Source organism: Streptomyces sp. SAT1 (assembly GCF_001654495.1).
Taxonomy (GTDB): Bacteria; Actinomycetota; Actinomycetes; order Streptomycetales; family Streptomycetaceae; genus Streptomyces; species Streptomyces andamanensis.
This window is the reverse complement of the sequence record NZ_CP015849.1, coordinates 3,462,024-3,482,163: the sequence shown is the minus strand read 5'-3', so window position 1 is coordinate 3,482,163 and position 20,140 is coordinate 3,462,024. Positions and strand designations below refer to the sequence as shown.

Annotated in this window: 18 protein-coding genes, 1 tRNA gene and 1 other RNA gene; 13 read left to right on the top strand and 7 right to left on the bottom strand. The window is 73.9% G+C overall.

The genetic code is table 11. The annotated features are described in order from the left end of the window. Positions 1–176: 176 nt before the first annotated feature. Positions 177–812: a uracil phosphoribosyltransferase gene (gene upp / locus A8713_RS15080; RefSeq protein WP_018566340.1), complete on the top strand. Its 636-nt coding sequence runs from the start codon at positions 177–179 to the stop codon at positions 810–812. Between the two features lie 251 nt (positions 813–1,063). Here upp and A8713_RS15075 read toward each other — a convergent pair whose 3' ends face one another. Then, a complete protein-coding gene (locus tag A8713_RS15075) occupies positions 1,064–1,693 on the bottom strand; it encodes a LytR C-terminal domain-containing protein (protein ID WP_064533967.1) in 630 nt (209 codons plus the stop codon). A 158-nt stretch (positions 1,694–1,851) separates the two neighbouring features. Further along, on the bottom strand, positions 1,852–2,148 hold the full coding sequence (locus tag A8713_RS15070) for a type II toxin-antitoxin system VapB family antitoxin (RefSeq protein WP_003986294.1): 297 nt from the start codon (positions 2,146–2,148) through the stop codon (positions 1,852–1,854). Positions 2,149–2,264: 116 nt separating this feature from the next. Between A8713_RS15070 and A8713_RS15065 the strand changes: the two genes are divergently transcribed. Continuing rightward, the gene (locus tag A8713_RS15065) at positions 2,265–3,893 is read left to right on the top strand and encodes a helicase HerA-like domain-containing protein (protein ID WP_064533966.1); all 1,629 of its coding nucleotides are present in this window, start codon (positions 2,265–2,267) and stop codon (positions 3,891–3,893) included. Between the two features lie 115 nt (positions 3,894–4,008). On the opposite strand, the gene A8713_RS15060 is transcribed toward A8713_RS15065, so the two are convergent. After that, the gene (locus A8713_RS15060) at positions 4,009–4,707 is read right to left on the bottom strand and encodes an HdeD family acid-resistance protein (protein ID WP_064533965.1); all 699 of its coding nucleotides are present in this window, start codon (positions 4,705–4,707) and stop codon (positions 4,009–4,011) included. A gap of 150 nt (positions 4,708–4,857) precedes the next feature. Beyond that, entirely contained in the window at positions 4,858–5,517 is a 660-nt protein-coding gene (locus A8713_RS15055) for an HhH-GPD-type base excision DNA repair protein (RefSeq protein WP_237305376.1), read from the bottom strand. A gap of 144 nt (positions 5,518–5,661) precedes the next feature. Between A8713_RS15055 and A8713_RS15050 the strand changes: the two genes are divergently transcribed. The 3 genes from A8713_RS15050 to A8713_RS15040 all read left to right on the top strand — a co-directional run bounded on the left by A8713_RS15050 (position 5,662) and on the right by A8713_RS15040 (position 7,441). Further along, a complete protein-coding gene (locus A8713_RS15050; protein WP_064533964.1) occupies positions 5,662–5,880 on the top strand; it encodes a hypothetical protein in 219 nt (72 codons plus the stop codon). A 124-nt stretch (positions 5,881–6,004) separates the two neighbouring features. Next, positions 6,005–6,289 carry a hypothetical protein gene (locus A8713_RS15045; RefSeq protein ID WP_159393099.1) on the top strand — a complete coding sequence of 95 codons (285 nt, stop codon included), beginning with the start codon at positions 6,005–6,007 and terminating at the stop codon, positions 6,287–6,289. A gap of 276 nt (positions 6,290–6,565) precedes the next feature. Further along, the gene (locus tag A8713_RS15040; RefSeq protein WP_443069762.1) at positions 6,566–7,441 is read left to right on the top strand and encodes a DUF2637 domain-containing protein; all 876 of its coding nucleotides are present in this window, start codon (positions 6,566–6,568) and stop codon (positions 7,439–7,441) included. Positions 7,442–7,487: 46 nt separating this feature from the next. Here the strand turns inward: A8713_RS15040 and A8713_RS15035 are convergent, their stop codons facing one another. Then, positions 7,488–8,357, bottom strand: coding sequence for a LysR family transcriptional regulator (locus A8713_RS15035; RefSeq protein ID WP_064533961.1), 870 nt, complete (start codon positions 8,355–8,357; stop codon positions 7,488–7,490). A 222-nt stretch (positions 8,358–8,579) separates the two neighbouring features. Between A8713_RS15035 and A8713_RS15030 the strand changes: the two genes are divergently transcribed. From A8713_RS15030 to A8713_RS15020, 3 genes are all read left to right on the top strand, one after another. After that, positions 8,580–9,179 carry a short chain dehydrogenase gene (locus A8713_RS15030; RefSeq protein WP_064533960.1) on the top strand — a complete coding sequence of 200 codons (600 nt, stop codon included), beginning with the start codon at positions 8,580–8,582 and terminating at the stop codon, positions 9,177–9,179. Positions 9,180–9,309: 130 nt separating this feature from the next. Next, entirely contained in the window at positions 9,310–9,882 is a 573-nt protein-coding gene (locus A8713_RS15025; RefSeq protein WP_064537512.1) for an RNA polymerase sigma factor, read from the top strand. Next, a complete protein-coding gene (locus A8713_RS15020; protein ID WP_064533959.1) occupies positions 9,879–10,508 on the top strand; it encodes a hypothetical protein in 630 nt (209 codons plus the stop codon). The genes A8713_RS15025 and A8713_RS15020 overlap by 4 nt, the downstream gene beginning before the upstream one ends. 63 nt (positions 10,509–10,571) lie before the next feature. Here the strand turns inward: A8713_RS15020 and A8713_RS15015 are convergent, their stop codons facing one another. Further along, entirely contained in the window at positions 10,572–11,546 is a 975-nt protein-coding gene (locus A8713_RS15015; protein ID WP_064533958.1) for a recombination directionality factor, read from the bottom strand. Positions 11,547–11,685: 139 nt separating this feature from the next. Further along, positions 11,686–11,773 (bottom strand) — tRNA-Ser (locus A8713_RS15010). 73 nt (positions 11,774–11,846) lie between these two features. Here A8713_RS15010 and ffs point away from each other — a divergent pair. The 5 genes from ffs (at position 11,847) to A8713_RS14985 (ending at position 20,116) form a co-directional block, all read left to right on the top strand. Then, positions 11,847–11,941: signal recognition particle sRNA small type (gene ffs, locus A8713_RS15005), an RNA gene on the top strand. A 60-nt stretch (positions 11,942–12,001) separates the two neighbouring features. Then, a complete protein-coding gene (locus tag A8713_RS15000) occupies positions 12,002–14,467 on the top strand; it encodes a DNA polymerase III subunit gamma and tau (protein ID WP_064533957.1) in 2,466 nt (821 codons plus the stop codon). Positions 14,468–14,607: 140 nt separating this feature from the next. Continuing rightward, positions 14,608–15,861 carry a phosphoribosylamine--glycine ligase gene (purD, locus tag A8713_RS14995; RefSeq protein WP_064533956.1) on the top strand — a complete coding sequence of 418 codons (1,254 nt, stop codon included), beginning with the start codon at positions 14,608–14,610 and terminating at the stop codon, positions 15,859–15,861. Positions 15,862–16,134: 273 nt separating this feature from the next. Next, the gene (locus A8713_RS14990; RefSeq protein ID WP_173860849.1) at positions 16,135–18,162 is read left to right on the top strand and encodes a hypothetical protein; all 2,028 of its coding nucleotides are present in this window, start codon (positions 16,135–16,137) and stop codon (positions 18,160–18,162) included. A gap of 442 nt (positions 18,163–18,604) precedes the next feature. Next, positions 18,605–20,116: a N,N-dimethylformamidase beta subunit family domain-containing protein gene (locus tag A8713_RS14985; RefSeq protein WP_064533955.1), complete on the top strand. Its 1,512-nt coding sequence runs from the start codon at positions 18,605–18,607 to the stop codon at positions 20,114–20,116. Positions 20,117–20,140 lie beyond the last annotated feature (24 nt).

Here is a 20,140-nt window from a genome sequence, read left to right as displayed (position 1 = left end):
TCGCTTGCGGGTCTGCCGGTCAGCCATCGGTCACCACCCCAGTCCGTCCCTCCCACTTTCCCCCGGACGGCGGGTTTGATGCCACGACGGTGCCGGAGGGAGCGGGTGCGCCCGCCTCCGGTGCCAGGACGGTGGCGGGCGGGCGGGCGCGCGGAGCGCCCGGTTACTGTTGGCACATGCGTCTCCACGTCGTCGACCACCCCCTGGTCGCCCACAAGCTCACCACGCTGCGCGATAGGCGCACCGACTCCGCGACCTTCCGCCGGCTGGCCGACGAGCTCGTCACCCTGCTCGCCTACGAGGCGACCCGGGACGTGCGGACCGAGCAGGTCGACATCGCCACACCGGTCGCGCGGACCACCGGCGTCAAGCTCTCCCACCCGCGCCCGCTGGTGGTGCCGATCCTGCGCGCCGGGCTCGGCATGCTGGACGGCATGGTGCGGCTGCTGCCCACCGCCGAGGTGGGCTTCCTCGGCATGATCCGCAACGAGGAGACGCTCCAGGCGTCCACGTACGCCACCCGGATGCCGGAGGACCTCTCCGGCCGTCAGGTGTACGTCCTCGACCCGATGCTCGCCACCGGCGGCACGCTGGTCGCCGCGATCCAGGAGCTGATCAAGCGGGGCGCCGACGATGTGACCGCGGTGGTGCTGCTGGCCGCCCCCGAGGGCGTCGCGGTCATGGAGCGCGACCTCGCGGGCACCCCGGTGACCGTCGTGACCGCGTCGGTCGACGAACACCTGAACGAGCAGGGCTACATCATCCCGGGCCTGGGCGACGCGGGCGACCGGATGTACGGGGCGGCCGAGTAGGACCCCGCTGCCGGTCCCGCCCTCCGGCCGAAGGCACCCCCCCTCCGGCCGAAGGCACCCCCTCCGGCCGGACGACGCCGTCGTCTTGGTCGGCGGGTTCGCCGGTTCGCGGGTTCGCCGGTTCGCCGGTACGTCGGGAGGGCTCGGCCAGGACGACGGGGCGCCCGCCGGGGCGGGCTCAGATGTCCGGCGAGGCGGCCGGTCCGGCGAGGAGGCCGGGCCGAGCGAGGCGGCGGTGGCGGCTCCCGGCCTCAGCAGCTCTTCTGCGAGGCGCCCGGTGTCGGCCGGGGCGCGGCCAGGGCGGTCAGCGCCTTCTCGGCGGCCTGCTGCGGCGCCAGTTGCTTGAACGCGTCGCCGATGATCAGGTCGACGTCGGCGCCCTTGCGCGTGTCGGTACGGCTCTCGGCCCCCGGGAGCTGGGTGCCGAGCACCGGAAGCGAGCCGTCGAGGGCCGGTGCGGCGCCGAGCAGCGTCCCGGCACCCTTGACCTTCTTGTCGTACTCCTTGGGCGCGTTGCCCACCTTGCCGATGCGGAAGCCGCGCTTCTTCAGCTCGTCGGCGGTCTGCTTGGCCAGTCCGCCGCGCGGGGTGGCGTTGAGGACGTTGACCGTGATCCCGCCCGGTTCGGGCAGCGCGCGGGCCGTGGTCGTGGGGGAGGGGCCCGTCCGGGCCGCCGTGCCGGTCGCGCAGTGCGTCCCGCCGCCGGCCGCCGCCGCCTTGTCGCCGCCGCCCGTGAAGACGTCGATGAGCTGCAACGTGCCCCAGCCGGCCACTCCGAGCACGACGACGGAGGCGGCGACCGCGGACACGAGCCTGCCGTGTCGCCGGGGCCGGCGCATCCGCGGGTACTTGTTCCCGGTGATCCGGTACTTCCCGCCCATGCCGGGGGGAGTCAGCATGCTCATGGGCGCAGCGTAGTGCGCCGGGGCGGCGATTCCTACCAGATGATCATCCGATATCGCCCAGGAGAACCCGAAAGGTCCAAACCGATGCCGGAGGGCCGTCCGGGCCCAGGGGCCGGTGCGGGGCCGGGCCGGGGTCAGCCCAGTTCGAGCACGCGCGCGTGCAGGACCTGGCGCTGCTGGAGCGCCGCCCGCACCGCGCGGTGCAGCCCGTCCTCCAGATACAGGTCGCCCTGCCACTTCACGACGTGCGCGAAGAGGTCGCCGTAGAAGGTCGAGTCCTCCGCCAGGAGGGTCTCCAGGTCGAGCTGCTGCTTGGTCGTCACGAGCTGATCGAGGCGGACCGGGCGCGGCGCGACGTCCGCCCACTGCCGGGTGCTTTCCCGGCCGTGGTCGGGGTACGGCCGGCCGTTTCCGATGCGCTTGAAGATCACACGGAAAGCCTACCGGCCCGGAGCTTCCGGGCGCAGCCTCGGCAGCGCAGTGCGACGCTGGAAAAGCCATGGCAAACCCGGGCGAATCGGTAACCGGGGCTGAACAGGGGCTTGAGATGAGCGACAGCGAGACGGCGCCCGGTGCGCCGAAGCCGCCGGGGGACGACACCCGGATGCCGCCCGAGGTCGGTCGGATCGCCTCCGGATACGCCTTCGCCGGCCCCGCCCTCGACCTGGGCGCCCTCCTCTGGGACGGCCGCTGCCTGCCCGGCGCCCGGATCCGGGTCCCGCTGCCGATGCTCAACCGCCACGGCCTGGTCGCGGGCGCCACCGGCACCGGCAAGACCAAGACGCTCCAACTCGTCGCCGAACAGCTCTCGGCGCAGGGCGTGCCGGTCTTCCTGGCCGACGTCAAGGGCGACCTGTCCGGCATCTCGGCGCCCGGCGTGCCCGGCGACCGGATCGGCGCGCGGGCCGCCGAGGTGGGCCAGGACTGGGCACCGGCCGGTTTCCCCGCCGAGTTCTACGCGCTCGGCGGCATGGGCCACGGCGTACCGGTGCGCGCGACCGTCACCAGTTTCGGCCCGGTCCTGCTGTCCAAGGTGCTCGAACTCAATCAGACCCAGGAGCAGTCGCTCGGCCTGATCTTCCACTACGCCGACACCAAGGGCCTGGAGCTGATCGACCTCAAGGACCTCAGGGCGGTCGTCGCCTTCCTGACCTCGGAGGAGGGCAAGCAGGAACTGCGCGGCATCGGGGGCCTGTCGACCGCCACGGCGGGAGTGATCCTGCGCTCCCTCACCGCCTTCGAGGCGCAGGGCATGGCGGACTTCTTCGGCGAACCGGAGTTCGACACCAGCGAGTTCCTGCGCAGGACCGACGACGGGCGGGGCATCGTCTCCGTCCTCGAACTCCCCGCCGTGCAGGACCGGCCGCGGCTCTTCTCGACGTTCCTGATGTGGCTGCTCGCCGACCTCTTCCACGATCTGCCGGAGGTCGGCGACGTGGACAAGCCCGAGCTGGTGTTCTTCTTCGACGAGGCGCACCTGCTGTTCAACGGCGCCTCCAAGGCGTTCCTGGAGTCGGTCACGCAGACCGTGCGGCTCATCCGCTCCAAGGGCGTCGGCGTCTTCTTCGTGACCCAGACCCCCAAGGACGTGCCCGCCGACGTCCTCGGCCAGCTCGGCAACCGCGTCCAGCACGCGCTGCGCGCCTTCACCCCCGACGACCAGAAGGCCCTGCGGGCGACGGTGCGGACCTTCCCGGACTCGGCGTACGACCTGGAGGAGGTCCTGACCGGGCTCGGCATCGGGGAGGCGGTGGTGACGGTGCTCGGCGAGAGCGGCGCGCCGACCCCGGTGGCGGCCACCCGGCTGCGGGCGCCCGAGTCCCTGATGGGCCCGGTCGCCGGGCCGGACCTGGACCGTGCGGTACGGGAATCCCCGCTCCACGCACGTTATGCACAGGCTGTGGACCGGGAATCGGCGTACGAGAAGCTGACGGCGGCTCAGGCAGCTCGGGCCGCTCAGGCGGCGGAGACGGGGGCAGCGCAGCCGGCTCCGTCCCCGGGGCGGGAACCGGAGCGCCCGCGCGGCGGCCGGGGCCGGGACGCCGGGGAGGAGCCCTCGGTCATCGAGCAGGTCGTGGGCAGTGGCGTCTTCCGGTCCCTGGCCCGGTCGGTGGGCACCCAGCTCGGCCGGGAGATCACCCGCTCCCTCTTCGGCACGGCCCGCAGAAGGCGCTGAACCGCTGAACCGCTGCATCGGGGCCCGTACGCCGGCGCCGGAACCGCGACCCGCACAGTCGACGGCGGACCGGGCGCCGATGTCCTCGACGCTCGGTCCGTCCGCCCGACACCGCTCAGACGGTGCGGGGTACCTGCTGCGCGTGCCCGCGGATGCGGAAGGCGGTGACGATCTCCATCACGCCGACCACGATCAGCCACCAGCCGCCGATCAGGGTGAGCACCGCGACCGACTCCAGCGGGGAGTCGATCAGGACGATCCCGGCGATGAAGGTGAGGACGCCGAGGAAGATCTGCCAGCCGCGGGCCGGTGCCGTGCGGTCGTGGATCGCGGCGATCGTCTGCGTGATCCCGCGGATCAGCCAGCCGATGCCGATCCACAGGGCCAGCAGCAGGATCGACTGCATGGCGCCGCGGAAGCAGAACAGGCCCAGCAGGATCGACAGCGCGCCGCTGGCGAAGGCCAGGACGCGCAGGGCCGTCGACTTGTGGGTGCCGAAGGCGGAGACCAGCTGGAGCACCCCGCTGACCACGAGGTAGACGCCGAAGAGGACCCCGGCGGCCAGGAGCGAGGCGCCCGGCCAGAGCAGGACGAGGATGCCCAGGACGAGGGCGGCCACGCCGGTCACCAGGACCGCCTGCCAGGCAGCCCGGGACAGGAAGTGGAGCGGCCCTTCCAGCGGGGGCTCGTAGGGCCCTTCCGGGCGCGCTGACGCATGGGGCGCCCCCGTGGTCGTACGGGGGTCGCGCATCGCGTGGACGCGGCGGTCGTCGTCTCCCGGCCCGCCGGGGCCGACGGTCGGTGGCTCGGTCATGGTCCATGCTTGGACCGGCCACGGGCGGGCCGCCACCGCTGTGAGCCGTTCGGGTGACGGCGGCCCGCACTGCCGCGGTCCGCGCCGCCGCGGTCCGCACGACCGTGGCCCGCACCGCCGTCCGTGGTCCGCGCCGGTCGGTCGAGCCGGTCACTTCCCGGTCGGCTTCGTCTCCTTCTCCTTCTCGTCCTCGCCCTCGTCCTCCTGGCGCTCCTTCTCCTTCCCGGTGGTCTTCGCGGCCTTGGCGGCTGCCTTGATCTCCTGCTTGTGCGCCCGCACCTTGGCCAGTGACTCGGGTCCGGTGATGTCGGCGACGGACCGGAAGGACTCCGCCTCGCCGTACGGACCCGCGGCCTCCCGCCACCCCTCGGGGCGGACGCCGAGCTGCTTGCCGAGCAGCGCCAGGAAGATCTGCGCCTTCTGCTTGCCGAAGCCGGGCAGCGCCTCCAGGCGGCGCAGCAGCTCGGGCCCGCTGTCCACGTCCCGCCAGAGGGCCTCGGGGTCACCGTCGTAGTGCTCGACGAGGTACTGGCACAGCTGCTGGATCCGCTTGGCCATCGAGCCGGGGTAGCGGTGCACGGCCGGCTTGTCCGACAGCAGCCGGCCGAAGGTCTCCGGATCGAACGCCACGATCTCGTGCGCGTCCAGATCGTCGGTGCCCATCCGCCGGGCGATGGTCTCCGGTCCCTTGAACGCCCACTCCATCGGAATCTGCTGGTCCAGCAGCATCCCGATCAGCGCGGCGAGCGGACTGCGCCCGAGGAGGGCGTCGGCGTCCGGGTCCTGGGCGAGGTGCAGGGTGACGTTCATGTCCCGATGATCGCCCGCCGCACGGCCGCCCGCACCGGCGGTGATCAATTCGAGTGGCCGGTCCTTTTTATTCGTGTTCCGTAACTTCGCATATTCCAGGTGCGTTATGCCGGTGTCGCGCCACCTGGCCCACGGAGAAAAATCATGTGGAACGCCACTCTCTGGACGCTGATCGCGTGTGCTTCCCTCTGCACCGCCGGGTCCATTCTCGTACCGCCCTACCAGTGCAGAATGTGGCGGGTCGACAGCGACGAATTGCGCCGCCGCAGGCTCATGGTCGCCGTACTGAAGAAGAATACCCGGACGCCCGAGGGCGACCCGGCCGTCGAGGGGCCGTCACCCGACGCCCATCTCGTCGGGTGAGCGGATGAACCATCCGATCGCACATATAGGTCTAATCAGGGAATTCCTTCACCCGTTTGCCGCGCATCCGGGGAAGTCGGGTGGCGTTAGGTGGGATATGACGAAGGCATCCAGGGAAGGGTACTTGGGTCTGCTCGTGGGCCGCGAGCGTCAGGACGCGAGTGCCACACACGCGGTGACGTCGGGTCCCGACCCCCGTCTGCCCGCCCCTCCCGTGCAGTTGACGGCCGACGCTCACACCACTCTGGCCAGGAGGAACAGGAGCGGTCCGCCGGTCGCCCCGGTCGCGCCCAAGGCGACCGAGTCGCTGCTGAGGGAGTTCCTGGACGCGATGAGCGCGCTCGAAGCCGATCTCGCCCGCCGCTGGGTCGGCTCGGAGAGCCGGACCGTCTTCTCGCGATCCGAATAGCCGGGCCGCCGCATGTATGACGAACGTATGGGCGGGCGCTCGGGCTATTCCGCTGATTATCCCTACGCGGAGTCGGACGGTTTTGCGGAACCCCGCCCTCGTACCGGCACCGGTCGCCATCGGGCCCCCTCCGCGTTCTTCTCCGGCCCCCTCGGCCCTCTGGTGCCCCCGGACTCGGCATGGGACCCGGCCGAGGAACTGGCTTTCATGCTCCAGGACGCGATGGAGCACCAGACGCCGCCGCACACTCCCGTGGAGGGCGAGTGGGGCGAGTGGATGCGGGGCGGCACCCGGTCGAACGGAGCTCCGGCGGCGACGGAGGACGCCGGAGACGCCGTACGAACGGAAAGCCCGGGATTCCCGGGAGCCCCGGAAAGCACGGGAGTACCGGAAACGGCGGGAGTACCGGAAACGGCCAGGGCCCCGGCGGGCAACGGAATTCCGGCCGGTACGGGGATCCCGGACCATCCGGAAAACATGGCGAGTGCGGCGGGCGCGGCGAGTGCGTCCGGTGCGGAAAGCACGGAAAAAGCCTCCGGGACCGTCCGGAACACCCCGTTGGAGAATCTCCAGGAGATCACGGCGGAACTGCCGCCCCTGCGGGACGCCGCGCGCGGCCACCGGAAGGTGCGCCAGCGCAGGCGGCCGAGCGGCGTCCGCGCCGCCAGCCATGTCATCGCGGCCCTCGCTGCGGTGACCGCCTCGGCGGTGAGCTTCTTCGGCGGCATGGTCGCCTACGACCCGCTGCGGATCGTCGCCGTGACCCGGATGCACGGCGGCATCGCCTCCTGGTGGCCGCTGCTGGTCTACGGGCCCTGGTTCGTGGCGTCCCTGTCCGTCCTGCGCGCCGCGCTGCACCGCCGCCGGGCCGTGCACTCCTGGTGCGTGGTGCTGCTCTTCTCGTCCATCGCGATGCTCCTGTGCGTGATCCAGGCGCCCAGGACGGTCATCGACATGTCGGCGGCGGCCCTGCCGGGCCTGGCGTCCCTGGCCTGCTTCCAGCAGCTCGTACGCCAGATCACGCTGACCCGCCCGCCCCGCCGCACGGCGCCGCGCCACCGCGTGCACCGCGTCCCCCGGCCGGACACCGCCGAGACCGAGCCGGCACCCGCCGCCCGCACCACCCCGGCGGCGGCGGTTTCCCCCTCCTGAGGACCCGGGCGTCCCGGCAGTCACCCCTTCCCGGGGCCTGCCGTGCTCAGGCGCTCACCACGTCCCGGACCGCCGCCAGGAACTCCTCCGTGCGCGGGTGGGTCGGATGGGCGGGGCGGGCCAGATAGACCGTGGCGGCGGGCGCGTCGGAGACCGGGACGAAGCGCACCCCCGGATGGCCGTGGCTCTCGGCCGTGCCCGCCGCGCCGAGCCCGAACGCGGCGCCGGTGGCGATCAGGTTCAGCCACTCGTCCACGTTGCCCACCTCGACCGTGGCCGCCGGACGCCGCTCCGGCGGCCACAGTTCCGGCGAGGCGGTGCCGGCGTCGGGCCACAGCGCCAGCGGGAGGCCCGGGTCCGCGGTCAGCTCGGCCAGCCGCACCCGCTCCCGGCCCGCGAGGGGATGGTCGTCGGGGAGCGCGGCGACCCGGTCCTCCCGGTAGAGGGCCTCGGTGCGGATGCGCGGATCGGCGGGAACGGTGCGCAGCACCGCCACATCGGTGTCGCCGGTGGCCAGGCCCGCGGTGCTGTTGTCCTGCCGGACCACGTCGAGCGGCACATGCGGATGGGCCCGCCGCCAGGAGCGCAGCAGCGGCACGGTCTGCTGCCCGAGCACCGCGCAGGTGTACCCGAGGCGCAGCGGCCGCGAGACGGCCCGGGTGTCGGCGAGCGCGGAGTCCAGGTGCGCGAGGATCGCCCGCCCGTGCCCGAGCAGCGTCGTCCCGGCCGAGGTCAGCGCCAGACGCCGCGAGGAACGGTCCACCAGCCGGACGCCGACCCGCGCCTCCAGCTGGGCGATCGTCCGGGACAGCGCGGGCTGCGTCATGTGCAGCCGGGCCGCGGCGGCCGTGACGGTGCCGGCCGCGGCCACCGCGTCCAGGGCCCGCAGATGGCGCAGCTCCACGTCATCGTTCATGCCTGCGGAGCATAGTCCCTGCCCAGACGGCATTTGCGCGACCGGACCCGGAGTCTCTAGCGTCGAAGAGGCCCGGACACCCCGGGCTGCTCCTCTCGCTCACTCTCTCTACCTCCCCCTATCTCTATCTCCCCTATCTCCCCCTATCTCCCCATCTCCATCTCCCTATCCCCCTACCTCTCTTCTCTTCTATCTCTCTGGCACGAAGGACGGTGGCTTGTCGTGAGGATTCTGCTGGTCGGCGCGGGTGGCACGCTGGGCGGCGCGGTGCGCCGGGCACTCGCGGAGCGCGGGCACGAGGTGATCGGTGTGGGCCGCTCGGGCGGCGACGTGAAGGCGGACGTCACCGACCCCGAGGCGGTGGCCCGGCTCTACGCGAGCACCGGCCGGCTGGACGCGGTGGCGGTCGCGGCGGGCGACGCGGTCTTCGGGCCGCTGGCCGACCTGACCGCCGAGGACTTCGCGGCGACCTTCCGCGGCAAGGCGCTCAGCCAGATCGAACTGGTCCGCCAGGGCACGCGCCACATCGCGCCGACCGGCTCCTTCACGCTGGTCAGCGGCATCCTCTCCGAGGAGCCGATCGCCTCCGGGGCGGCGGCCTCGGCGGTGAACGGCGCCGTCGACGCCTTCGTCCGCGCCGCCGCGATCGAACTCGCCCCCCAGCGCGTCAACGCCGTGAGCCCCACCGTCGTCGAGGAGTCCCTCCCCGCCTACGGTCCCTTCTTCCCCGGCATGGAAGCCGTCCCCGTGTCCCGCGTGGCCACGGCCTACGTACGCTCCGTCGAAGGTGCCCAGACGGGCCGCGTCTACCGCGTCCACTGACCCCGGCGGGCGCTCGGCCCGGCCGCACACCGGCGGGGGCCATGTGACGCTTTGCGGCGCCGGAGCCAAGTAGGGGTGTAAGGCAGTGACCCGCCCGTCGCAAGGAGCGTCCGTGCCCACGGAGCACCCGATGTCCCCACCTGTATCCCCGCCTGTACGAGACCCCTCCGGGTTCGCCGAGTTCTACCGGCAGAACTTCGACGCGGTCCTCGGCTTCGTCACCCGGCGTACCGACAGCGTGCATCTGGCCGCCGACCTGACCGCCGACATCTTCCTGACCGCGCTGGAACGGGCGGACGGTTACGACGCCCGGCGGGGCACGCCCCTCGCCTGGCTGTACGGCATCGCCCGCAACGTCCTGGCCGCGCACTTCCGCGGCAGCGCCCGGGAGCGGCGCGCCGTCTCCAGGATCGCCGGCCACCGGCTGCTGGACGAGCAGGACGCCGCCGCGATCGAGTCGCGCATCGACGCGGACCGCGCCGCCCGGCAGCTGGCCGGGCACCACGCCGCGCTGTCCGAACCGCTGCGCGCCGTGCTGGACCTGGTGGCCGTCGACGGCCTGACCACCCGGGAGGCCGCCCAGGCCCTGGGCATCGGCACCGCCACCGCCCGGATGCGCCTGCACCGGGCCCGCAAGGCCCTGCGCAACGCCACCCCGCCGTCCAACCCGTCCCTGAACGCCCTCCTGGAGGCCGCCTCGTGAACGTCCCCGTCAACTTCCAGCAGCGGCTCGGCGACGAACTGGCGGCCCGCGCCACAGCCCTGCCCGTCCCCTCCCCGGCCCCGGTCCGGCCGCGCCACACCCGCCGTATCGCGGTCACCTCGGTCGGGCTGGCCGCCGCCGTCACCGCCGTCGTCCTGGGCACCCAGGCGGGCAGCGGTCCGGCCGCGCCGCAGGCGACGTCGGTCGCTCCGCCGACCACGGGCGGCGGCTCCGCGCCCGCCTTCGCCAACGTCGACTACTCGGTGACGGTCCGCCCCGACAAGGTCGTCGCGCTCAAGATCGTCGGTACGAAGCTCTCCGGGCTCCAGGCGGCGCTGCGGCGGGCGGGCCTGCCCGCCGTCGTCCTGACCCCCTCGGCCACCTGTGACTCCAAGGTCACCCCGGTCGACACCGGCCACCTCGGCGCGGCGATGTCCCTGGACCCGGAGAACGGCCGCGTCGCGCTCCTCGACCCCGGTGCGATCCCGCACGGCGACACCCTGCTGATCGTCGACGAAGCCCCGGGGAGCGCCCTGCACAAGTCCGTGGGCAGCATGGCCTACATGCTGACCCGGCCCGCCCCGAGCTGCTTCCCCACCTCGCAGGTCGACATCGGCACGAACTGACCCCGCCCGTGACCCGGCTGCGCCGGAGAGCCTCATCGCCCCGTCAGGGACGGCCGGAACCGATCAGGTGAGTGACGAATCCCGGCCCTGGAGTGCCTGCCCCGCGATGGCGGCGATCCGCCCGACCTGCTCGCGCAGCCGGACGAGTTCCGCGGTCCGCCGCCGTCCCGCCACGATCTCGGACAGGGCGGCGGTGACGGTCTCCTCGTGGCCGTCGGTGCCGAGCACCTCGGCGGCCCGGCGGAGCAGAGCGGCGTCCACGCTGACCGTGCGGCTCGGCTCGGGCGAGGGCGGGACGGTGGGTTCGGGGGCCGTGGACTCGGGGGCCGGCCTGGCCCTGCGGCGGAGCGGAGAGGGCGCGGGGGCAGGCGCGGGCTCGGCAGCCGGTGGCGGGGACTGGGGAGCAACGGCACCGGGGCTGCCGAGCACGGTGACCACCGGCTTCCGGTAGCAGACACTCCTCCCCGCCTTGGTCGTGCAGACGACGAGCTCCAGGGTGAGGTCGCAGACGGCCGGGCCGCCGACCCGCTCCAGCGCGTCCGCCAGGTCGGCGAGCTGCACGGCCAACTGCCACGAGCCGCTCATGAAGCGGAACTCGCCGAGCGCGGGTTCCGCGGCGATCCGGAAGGTGAGGCTGATGGACGGCGACGGGCCGCGCCCTTCCCTGGCCGCCAGCCTCCTGTCCGCAAGCAGCGGAGGGCAGCCGCACGGCTGGCCCTTCTTCTCCTCCGGCGACAGGAACTCCAGGCCGTCGCATCGGTGGACGATCCCCTTGCTGCCCCAGAGCACCATGTGGGACGCCACCGCGTCGGGTCCCTCCAGGAGTACGCGTACCGTCTCCGTCTTCGTCAGCACTTCGTGGGCGAGTCCTTCTCCCCCTTCGTTCGGCTGAGGCCGACCGCCCAGCAGACCGGCGACGCGGGCGGCCACCTCCGCGTCGCCGGTCGTGACACGCCAGGCGTCCAGAGCCTGCGGGCGCCCCTCGACCACACGCCCCGAGTGAAAGCGACCGACCGGGCCGGGTGTGCTCTGCGTCATTCGTGATCCTTGTCGGAGAGCGGAGAGCGGAGAGCGGAGAGCGGATAAAGCGGCAGAGGGATGGCCGCAACCGAGACCACCAACGTCGAAGGGCCCCCTGTTTCCAGGGGGCCCTTCGACATCGTGCCCGGTGAGGCACTGGCGGAGGATACGAGATTCGAACTCGTGAGGGGTTGCCCCCAACACGCTTTCCAAGCGTGCGCCCTAGGCCTCTAGGCGAATCCTCCGCTGGGAACATTACATGACGCGGAGGAGTGCTCGCGAACTCGTTCTCGGCCCCCGGGATCGGGTAGTCTTTCGGCAGCCCCTCACGCGGCGCTATCTGACTGAACTCCCCCAGGGCCGGAAGGCAGCAAGGGTAGGTCGGCTCTGGCGGGTGCGTGGGGGGCCCTTGCGTGGGCGGGTGGATCCGCGGGCCACGCCGGTTGTCGGTGGGCGCCTATAACCTCGTATGCGTGTCGTCTCTCGCGCTGTACCGCCGCTACCGACCGGAGTCCTTCGCCGAGGTCATCGGGCAGGAGCATGTCACCGACCCGCTGCAGCAGGCGCTGCGGAACAACCGGGTCAATCACGCGTATCTGTTCAGTGGTCCGCGCGGCTGCGGCAAGACGACCAGCGCACGCATCCTCGCCCGCTGCCTGAACTGCGAGAACGGCCCGACGCCCACGCCCTGCGGCGAGTGCGACTCCTGCCGTGACCTGGCGCGCAACGGGCCCGGCTCCATCGACGTCATCGAGATCGACGCCGCGTCGCACGGCGGTGTGGACGACGCCCGTGACCTGCGCGAGAAGGCGTTCTTCGGGCCCGCGCGCAGCCGGTACAAGATCTACATCATCGACGAGGCCCACATGGTCACGTCGGCCGGTTTCAACGCGCTGCTCAAGGTGGTGGAGGAGCCGCCGGAGCATCTGAAGTTCATCTTCGCCACCACGGAGCCCGAGAAGGTCATCGGGACGATCCGTTCGCGGACCCACCACTACCCCTTCCGGCTGGTGCCGCCCGGCACCCTGCGGGACTACCTGGGCGAGGTGTGCGGGAAGGAGGCCATCCCGGTCGAGGACGGGGTGCTTCCGCTGGTCGTGCGGGCCGGTGCCGGATCCGTGCGTGACTCGATGTCCGTCATGGACCAGTTGCTCGCCGGTGCGGGCGAGGCCGGTGTGACGTACGCCATGGCCACCTCGCTCCTCGGGTACACGGACGGTTCACTGCTCGACTCGGTGGTCGAGGCGTTCTCGTCCGGTGACGGCTCCGGTGCCTTCGAGGTCGTCGACCGCATCATCGAGGGCGGCAACGACCCGCGGCGCTTCGTCGCCGACCTGCTGGAGCGGCTGCGGGACCTGGTGATCCTGGCCGCCGTGCCCGACGCGGCCGAGAAGGGTCTCATCGACGCGCCCGCCGACGTGATCGAGCGCATGCAGGCCCAGGCCCGCTCCTTCGGCGCCGCCGAGCTGAGCCGCGCCGCCGACCTGGTCAACGAGGGACTGACGGAGATGCGCGGCGCCACCTCGCCCCGCCTCCAGCTCGAACTGATCTGCGCGCGCGTGCTGCTGCCCGCCGCGTACGGCGACGAGCGGTCCGTGATGGCCCGCCTCGACCGCATCGAGCGCGGCGTGCACTTCAGCACCGGCGCCGGAGCCCCCGCGATGGGGTACGTGCCCGGACCCGAGGCCCACGGCGGAGCCGCCGCGGCCGGTGCCCCGGTGCCGCCCGGCGGCGGTGCGGCGGCGGCCCGCGCGGCGGTGCGGACACCGGGGCCCCAGGGGACGTCGCCCGGTGTGCCGGGGTCCCAGGGAGCGCCCGGTGGCGCCGGAGGGGCGGACGGTTCTCCCCTCGCCGCTCCTGCCGCGCCGGGCGGAGCGGCCGTGCCCGCGGGCGCCGGGGAGTACGGCCAGGGGTCCGCCGCGCCCGCCGCCGACCGCCCTCAGCCCCAGGGAGCGCCCGCGCACGAGGCGCCGCAGGCTCCCGCCGCCTCACCGCAGCAGTCCCCGGCCCCGGCCGTCGCGCCGTCCCCGGAGGCCGCGCCCGCGTCGGCTCCCGCGGCCGCGCCCGGCGCCTGGCCCACGGCGGCGCCCGCCGGAGCGGGTGCGGGATCCGGCGCCGGTGCCGGTGCCGGTGCCGGATCCGGTGCCCGGCGGCCCGGCGGCTGGCCCACGGCCGCGGCACCCGGTGGCGGTCAGCCCGCGGCCCGGCCCGGCGCGGCACCGGCCCCCGCGCACACCCCGCAGGCGGCCTCCGCCGCCCCCGCGCCCCAGGCTCCGGCCGCCGCCGCGCCCGCCCCGGCGGGCGGCGGGCTCGACCCGCGCCAGCTGTGGCCCAACATCCTGGAGGCGGTGAAGAACCGCCGCCGCTTCACCTGGATCCTGCTCAGCCAGAACGCCCAGGTCACCGGGTTCGACGGCACCACCCTCCAACTCGGCTTCGTCAACGCGGGCGCCCGCGACAACTTCGCCGGCAGCGGCAGCGAGGACGTACTGCGGCAGGCGCTGGCCGAGCAGTTCAACGTCCAGTGGAAGGTCGAGGCGGTCGTCGACCCGTCGGGCGGCGGCGCCCCCGTCCCGCAGCCCGCCGGCGGCTACGGAGGCGGCGGGTACGGCGGAGGCGGCGGTGCCTTCCCCGGTGGCGGCGCGGCCCCGCAGCGTACGGCGGGCTCCCCGGCCGGATCCGCGGCTCCCGGGTCCGCCCCGGCCGCGGACCGCCCGGCCCCGGCGCGTACGGCGGCCCCGGGCCCCGGCGGCTCCCCGGCTGCGTCCCAGTCGGCCCGCCCGGCCCGGCCCGCCGCCCCCGAGCCCGCGCCCGTGGCCCCCGAGGACGACATTCCCGAGGACGACGACCCGGACCTCGACGAGTCGGCCCTGTCCGGCCACGACCTGATCGTGCGGGAGCTGGGCGCGACCGTCGTCGACGAGTACCCGACGGAGTAACGGAGCAGGAGTAGCGGGCGGCGGGGCCCCACCGGGTCCTACGGGCTTCGCCGGCTTCGGAGGAACGTACGAGCACCTGGCCTCCGCCCCCTCGGCAACCCGCACAAGGGGGTGCCGCGCTCTGCCGTTAGGCTGACCCCGTGAAGGTCCTCGTCATCGGCGGCGGTGCTCGTGAGCACGCCCTGTGCCGTTCCCTGTCCCTCGACCCCGACGTCACCGCGCTGCACTGCGCGCCCGGCAACGCCGGTATCGCCGAGGTCGCCGAGCTGCACCAGGTCGACGCCCTCGACGGCGCGGCCGTCGCAGCGCTGGCCACCCGGCTCGGTGCCGATCTGGTGGTCGTCGGGCCCGAGGCGCCGCTGGTCGCCGGGGTCGCCGACGCCGTGCGCGAGGCGGGCGTCCCGGTCTTCGGGCCGTCCGGTCAGGCCGCGCGGCTGGAGGGCTCCAAGGCGTTCGCCAAGGACGTGATGGCCGGGGCCGGCGTCCCCACGGCCCGGTCCTACGTGTGCACCACGCCCGAGGAGACCGACGCGGCGCTGGGCGCCTTCGGCGCTCCCTATGTCGTCAAGGACGACGGGCTCGCCGCCGGAAAGGGTGTCGTCGTCACCGACGACATCGAGGCGGCCAGGTCCCACGCCGCCGCCTGTGACCGCGTGGTCGTCGAGGAGTTCCTCGACGGCCCCGAGGTCTCCCTCTTCGCCGTCACCGACGGTGTGACGGTGCTCCCGCTCCAGCCCGCCCAGGACTTCAAGCGCGCCCTGGACGGCGACGCGGGCCCGAACACGGGCGGCATGGGCGCGTACTCGCCGCTGCCCTGGGTGGAACCCACCCTGGTGGACGAGGTGCTGCGGACCGTCCTCCAGCCCACCGTCGACGAGCTGCGCCGCCGGGGCACCCCGTTCTCCGGGCTGCTCTACGCGGGGCTCGCGATCACCGGCCGCGGGATCCGGGTGATCGAGTTCAACGCCCGGTTCGGCGACCCGGAGACCCAGGTCGTCCTGGCCCGCCTGCGGACCCCGCTGGCGGGCGTCCTGCTGGCCGCGGCCACCGGGACCCTCGGCGACCTGGAGCCGCTGCGCTGGAGCGACGAGGCGGCCGTGACCGTGGTCGTCGCCTCGCACAACTACCCCGGCACCCCGCGCACCGGCGACCCGATCACGGGTCTCGACGAGGTGGCCGCCGAGGACGCCCCGCACGCCTACGTCCTGCACGCAGGCACCCGGCAGGAGGACGGCGCCGTCCTGAGCGCGGGCGGCCGCGTCCTGTCCGTCACGGCTGTCGGCAAGGACCTCGCCGAGGCGCGCGAACGCGCGTACACGGCGGTCGGCCGCATCCGCCTCGACGGCTCCCAGCATCGCACCGACATCGCCGCCAAGGCGGCGGCGGGCGCCTAGCCAAGGGCCTCAGGCACCCTTTTCCGATGATCAGGCCCCGGACAGAATCCGGGGCCTGATCTTTGCTCTGTGTCATCCACCTCTGACCAAAGCCATTCCATCGAGTGAGCAATGGCCCATCCGGCTGACGTGGGCCGGACCCCCAACTAGGGTGCGGCGCAAGCGTTCCGGCACTTGGCCCACCGGCATTGCGATGTCAGTGGCGGGTGCCACAGTGGGGGAGTGAGCACCACAGGGCAGTTCAGGACAGTCGGGAGGGGGTGACGTCCGGTCGTGACCGGAACCGGTGTGGAAGGCAGTGCGCAGTCGGCGCGCTCCCGGGCCCTGGCCGTGCTGCGTGTCCGCGGACGCGCGCTGGCCGTCGCCCTGCTGCCCGCCGCCGTCGCCGTGATCCTGCTCGTCGGCGGTTCCACCGGCCATCTCGTGGGCCACGGCTGGGACCTCGCCCGGTGGGTGGTCGGCGCCGTGGCGGTCGTCGTCCTGCTGGCCGCCGTCGGCATCGGGGCGGTCGTCGCCCGCGCCCGCCCCGCGATGAGCCCCACGGTCCCGGTCCCGGAGGAGTCCGCCCCGGACCTGTACCGCCTGGTGCGCGACCTCGCCGACCGGCTCGACGTCCCGGCCCCGTCCGCCATAGCGCTGACCCCGGACTGCGACAGCTGGCTGGAGGACCGGACGCATCCGGCCCACGGACACCCCGCGGGCGCCGACCGGGACGAGCCGGACGGCCCCGGCGCCCCGCCGGCGGGCCGCTCCCGCCGGGCGGCGGCCGCGCCGGTGCTGGTCATCGGCTCCCCGTTCCTGTGGTGGATGCGCGTCGGCGAGCTGCGGGCCGTCCTCGCCCCGGTCGTGGCCGGTACGGGCCCCTCGGCGCACCCCGACATAGCCGCCGCCCGCCGGTTCGTCCGCGGGCTGGACGCGGCGGTGGCCGCCGCCTCGACTTCCGGGCGGTGTCCGCTGTCCCACGCGGTGTGCGCGGCCGTCGGCTGGGTGGCCCGGCTGATGCTCCGCGGCTGCCGGGAGGACGCGGCCCTGATGGAACGGGGCGTGGCCGCGGCGGCGGCCGACCGTGCACAGGCTGTGGACTACGGGCTGCGGATCGTCGCCCAGGAGCAGGTGGGCCTGGCGTACGCGGGCTGGGACCGGCTGCTGACCCGGGTGGCGCTGCCCGCCTGGCGGATGGGTCGCTGGCCGTCCCGGCTGGACGCGGGCGTCGTCGCGGCCCTCACGGAGCTGTCCCGGCGCGACCGCCTGGCCGAGGGGTTCGCCTCGCGGCTGGGCGAGCGGCCCGCCTGCGACCTGCTGGAGGAGCCCGGCACGGTGGACGAGGCGACCTCGCTGCTGGCGGCGCGGCTCTTCCACGGCGGCCCGGCCGGGACCGGTCCGGACTGGGCCCCGGTGGACTGGGCGGACTACCCGGAGGAGGTCGTCGACCGCAAGTGGCGCACCGACGCCGCCCGCCTGCACCGCGTACTGGACGCGCTGGGCGTCCGCCGCGCCCCCGGCTCCCCGGCCGGCGACCCGCACGGCGCGACGCTGGAACGGGTCCTGCGGCATCTCTCCGCCGACCACCTCCTCGCGTCCCCGCCGCACGGACCGGCCGAGCCCCCCGGCACGGCTGAACCCACCCGAACGGCCGAAGCGCCCCGACCGGCTGAGCCCACCGGACCTGCCGGACCTGCCGGAGCCCCCGGACCCGCTGGACTTGCCGGGCCCGCCGGAGCCCCCGGGCCCGCCGGATCCGTCGAGAAGGCCCAGGCCGCCCCGGCGGCCGGACGACCGGTCGGGGCGGACGAGCCGCATGAGCCGTACGGCCCGGACGAGGCATACGGCCTGGACGAGTCATACGGGCCGGACGAGTCGTACGGGCCGGACGACGACGAGTCCGACCCGGGCACCGAGCGCGGTGCCGCGCTCGCCGCCGGGCTCAGCGCGGAGCTGGCCCGGGAGGAGGCCGCCGCGCCCGCCGCCCCGGCGTCGGCGGAGAGCGGTGGACAGACCCCCGCCGAACCTCCCTGGGACGAGGGCGCGCTTCCCCTCCTCCCGCTCCAGCCGCCGCGCACCGGCCGGGAACTCCTCGCCGACCACGTCACCGCGATGGTGTGCTGCGCCGCGATGGACACCGCCGGGGCCGCCCCCGGCCTCGACTGGCTCGACGGCCCCTCCCTGCTGATCGACGGCGAGAGAGCCGCCGACCTCGGCCCCAAGGTCCTCGCCCTGGTCGAGGACGGCGATCCGGGCCCGTTGCGGACCTGGCTGATCGACGCGGGCATACGGCCGGAAAAGCCGGTGCGGCTGGCCTGAACCCGGCGGACGCGGATCCGGAGGGCGGCCTACCGGACCCCCGACTTCCACTTTCGGTCAATTCGCAACGAGTAGTGACAGCATGCGTGCGTCATGTGATGTGCTGGGACCGACCGCGCACGTGGCAATCGCACACGACATACGACAGACGGGCGCCGTCCCGCGCTGCCCGCCCGCACCAGGACGCACGGCGCGCCGGACCGGTCGGCACACCACCCGGCCACCGGCCACCCCAGCCGTCCGGACACGGACCCGGACCCGGATCACGGCACCCGGCAGCAGGACGCACCCGCACTGCACACCCGCACCGCACACCCACATCAGGACGCACCGCACACCCACCAGGGCGCACGGACACACCGGCCGGACGGAAGCGCAGAAACGCATCCGCACCGCACCGCCGGTCACGACAGAGCACGGGGGACGAGGGAGGGGAACAGCCATGGGACCGGACCGTGTCCGCCGCTGGGAGTCGGGAGCACTCGCGCACGCCGTCACCGATCCGTTCGGCCAGGGTCCCGTGCCCTGGCTGCGGGGCAGCGAGACGTACTTCGACGACAGCGGCCATGTCGTGCCCTGGTACGTCGACCCGGCCGCGCCGTCCGCCCCCGGCGACGGGCCGGGCGGCACCGCGTCCCGCGTCCCGGCGCCCCGGCCCGCCGAGGTCGGCCCCCGTTCGGCCGACGACGTGCACCGTCAGATCAAGGGCTTCGCCTCCACGGGCGCCGTCACGCCCGGCGAGGCGATCGACTTCCACGTCACCGTGGACCCGCCCCAGGAATTCGGCGTCGACGTCTACCGCATCGGCCACTACGGCGGCGACGGGGCGGCCAAGATCACCACCAGCCCGCGGCTGTCCGGCATCGTCCAGCCGCCGCCGCTCACCGCCGACCGCACCGTGTCCTGCCACCACTGGTGGCTGTCGTGGCGGTTGCAGATCCCCTCGTACTGGAGCATCGGCGCGTACGTCGCGGTACTGACCACCGCCGACGGCTACCGCTCCCACATCCCCTTCACCGTCCGCGACAGCCACCCCGCCGATCTGCTCCTGCTGCTGCCCGACGTCACCTGGCAGGCCTACAACCTCTACCCGGAGGACGGCCGCACCGGCGCCAGCCTCTACCACGCCTGGGACGAGGACGGCCGGCTGCTCGGCGAGGCCGACGCCGCCACCACGGTCTCCTTCGACCGGCCGTACGCGGGCGCGGGCCTGCCGATGCACGTGGGCCACGCCTACGACTTCATCCGCTGGGCCGAGCGCTACGGCTACGACCTCGCCTACGCCGACGCCCGCGACCTGCACGCGGGCCGGGTCGACCCCACCCGCTACCGCGGCCTGGTCTTCCCCGGCCACGACGAGTACTGGTCCGTCCCGATGCGCCGCACCGCCGAACGCGCCCGCGAGCACGGCACGTCCCTGGTCTTCCTCTCCGCCAACACCATGTACTGGCAGGTCGAACTGGGCCCCTCCCCGGCCGGGGTCCCCGACCGCCTGCTGACCTGCCGCAAGCGCAAGGGCCCCGGCCGCCCGGTGCTGTGGCGGGAGATCGACCGGCCCGAGCAGCAGCTGATCGGCATCCAGTACGCGGGCGGTGTCCCCGATCCGCACCCGCTGATCGTGCGCAACGCCGGCCACTGGCTGTGGGAGGCGACCGGCGCCCGGGAGGGCGACGCGATCGAGGGCCTGGTCGCGGGCGAGGCCGACCGCTACTTCCCGCGCACCCCGCTCCCCCACCACCAGCGCCGCATCCTCCTCGCCCACTCCCCGTACACCGACGGCGAGGGCGTCCCGCGCCACCAGGAGACGTCCCTGTACCGGGCGCCGTCCGGTGCCCTGGTCTTCGCGTCCGGGACGTTCGCCTGGTCACCCGCGCTGGACCGCCCCGGCCATGTCGACGCGCGCGTGCAGCGGGCCACGGCCAACCTCCTGGACCGCATCTGCAAGCGTGACTGACCCGCGCTCCACCCGCTGTCCGCG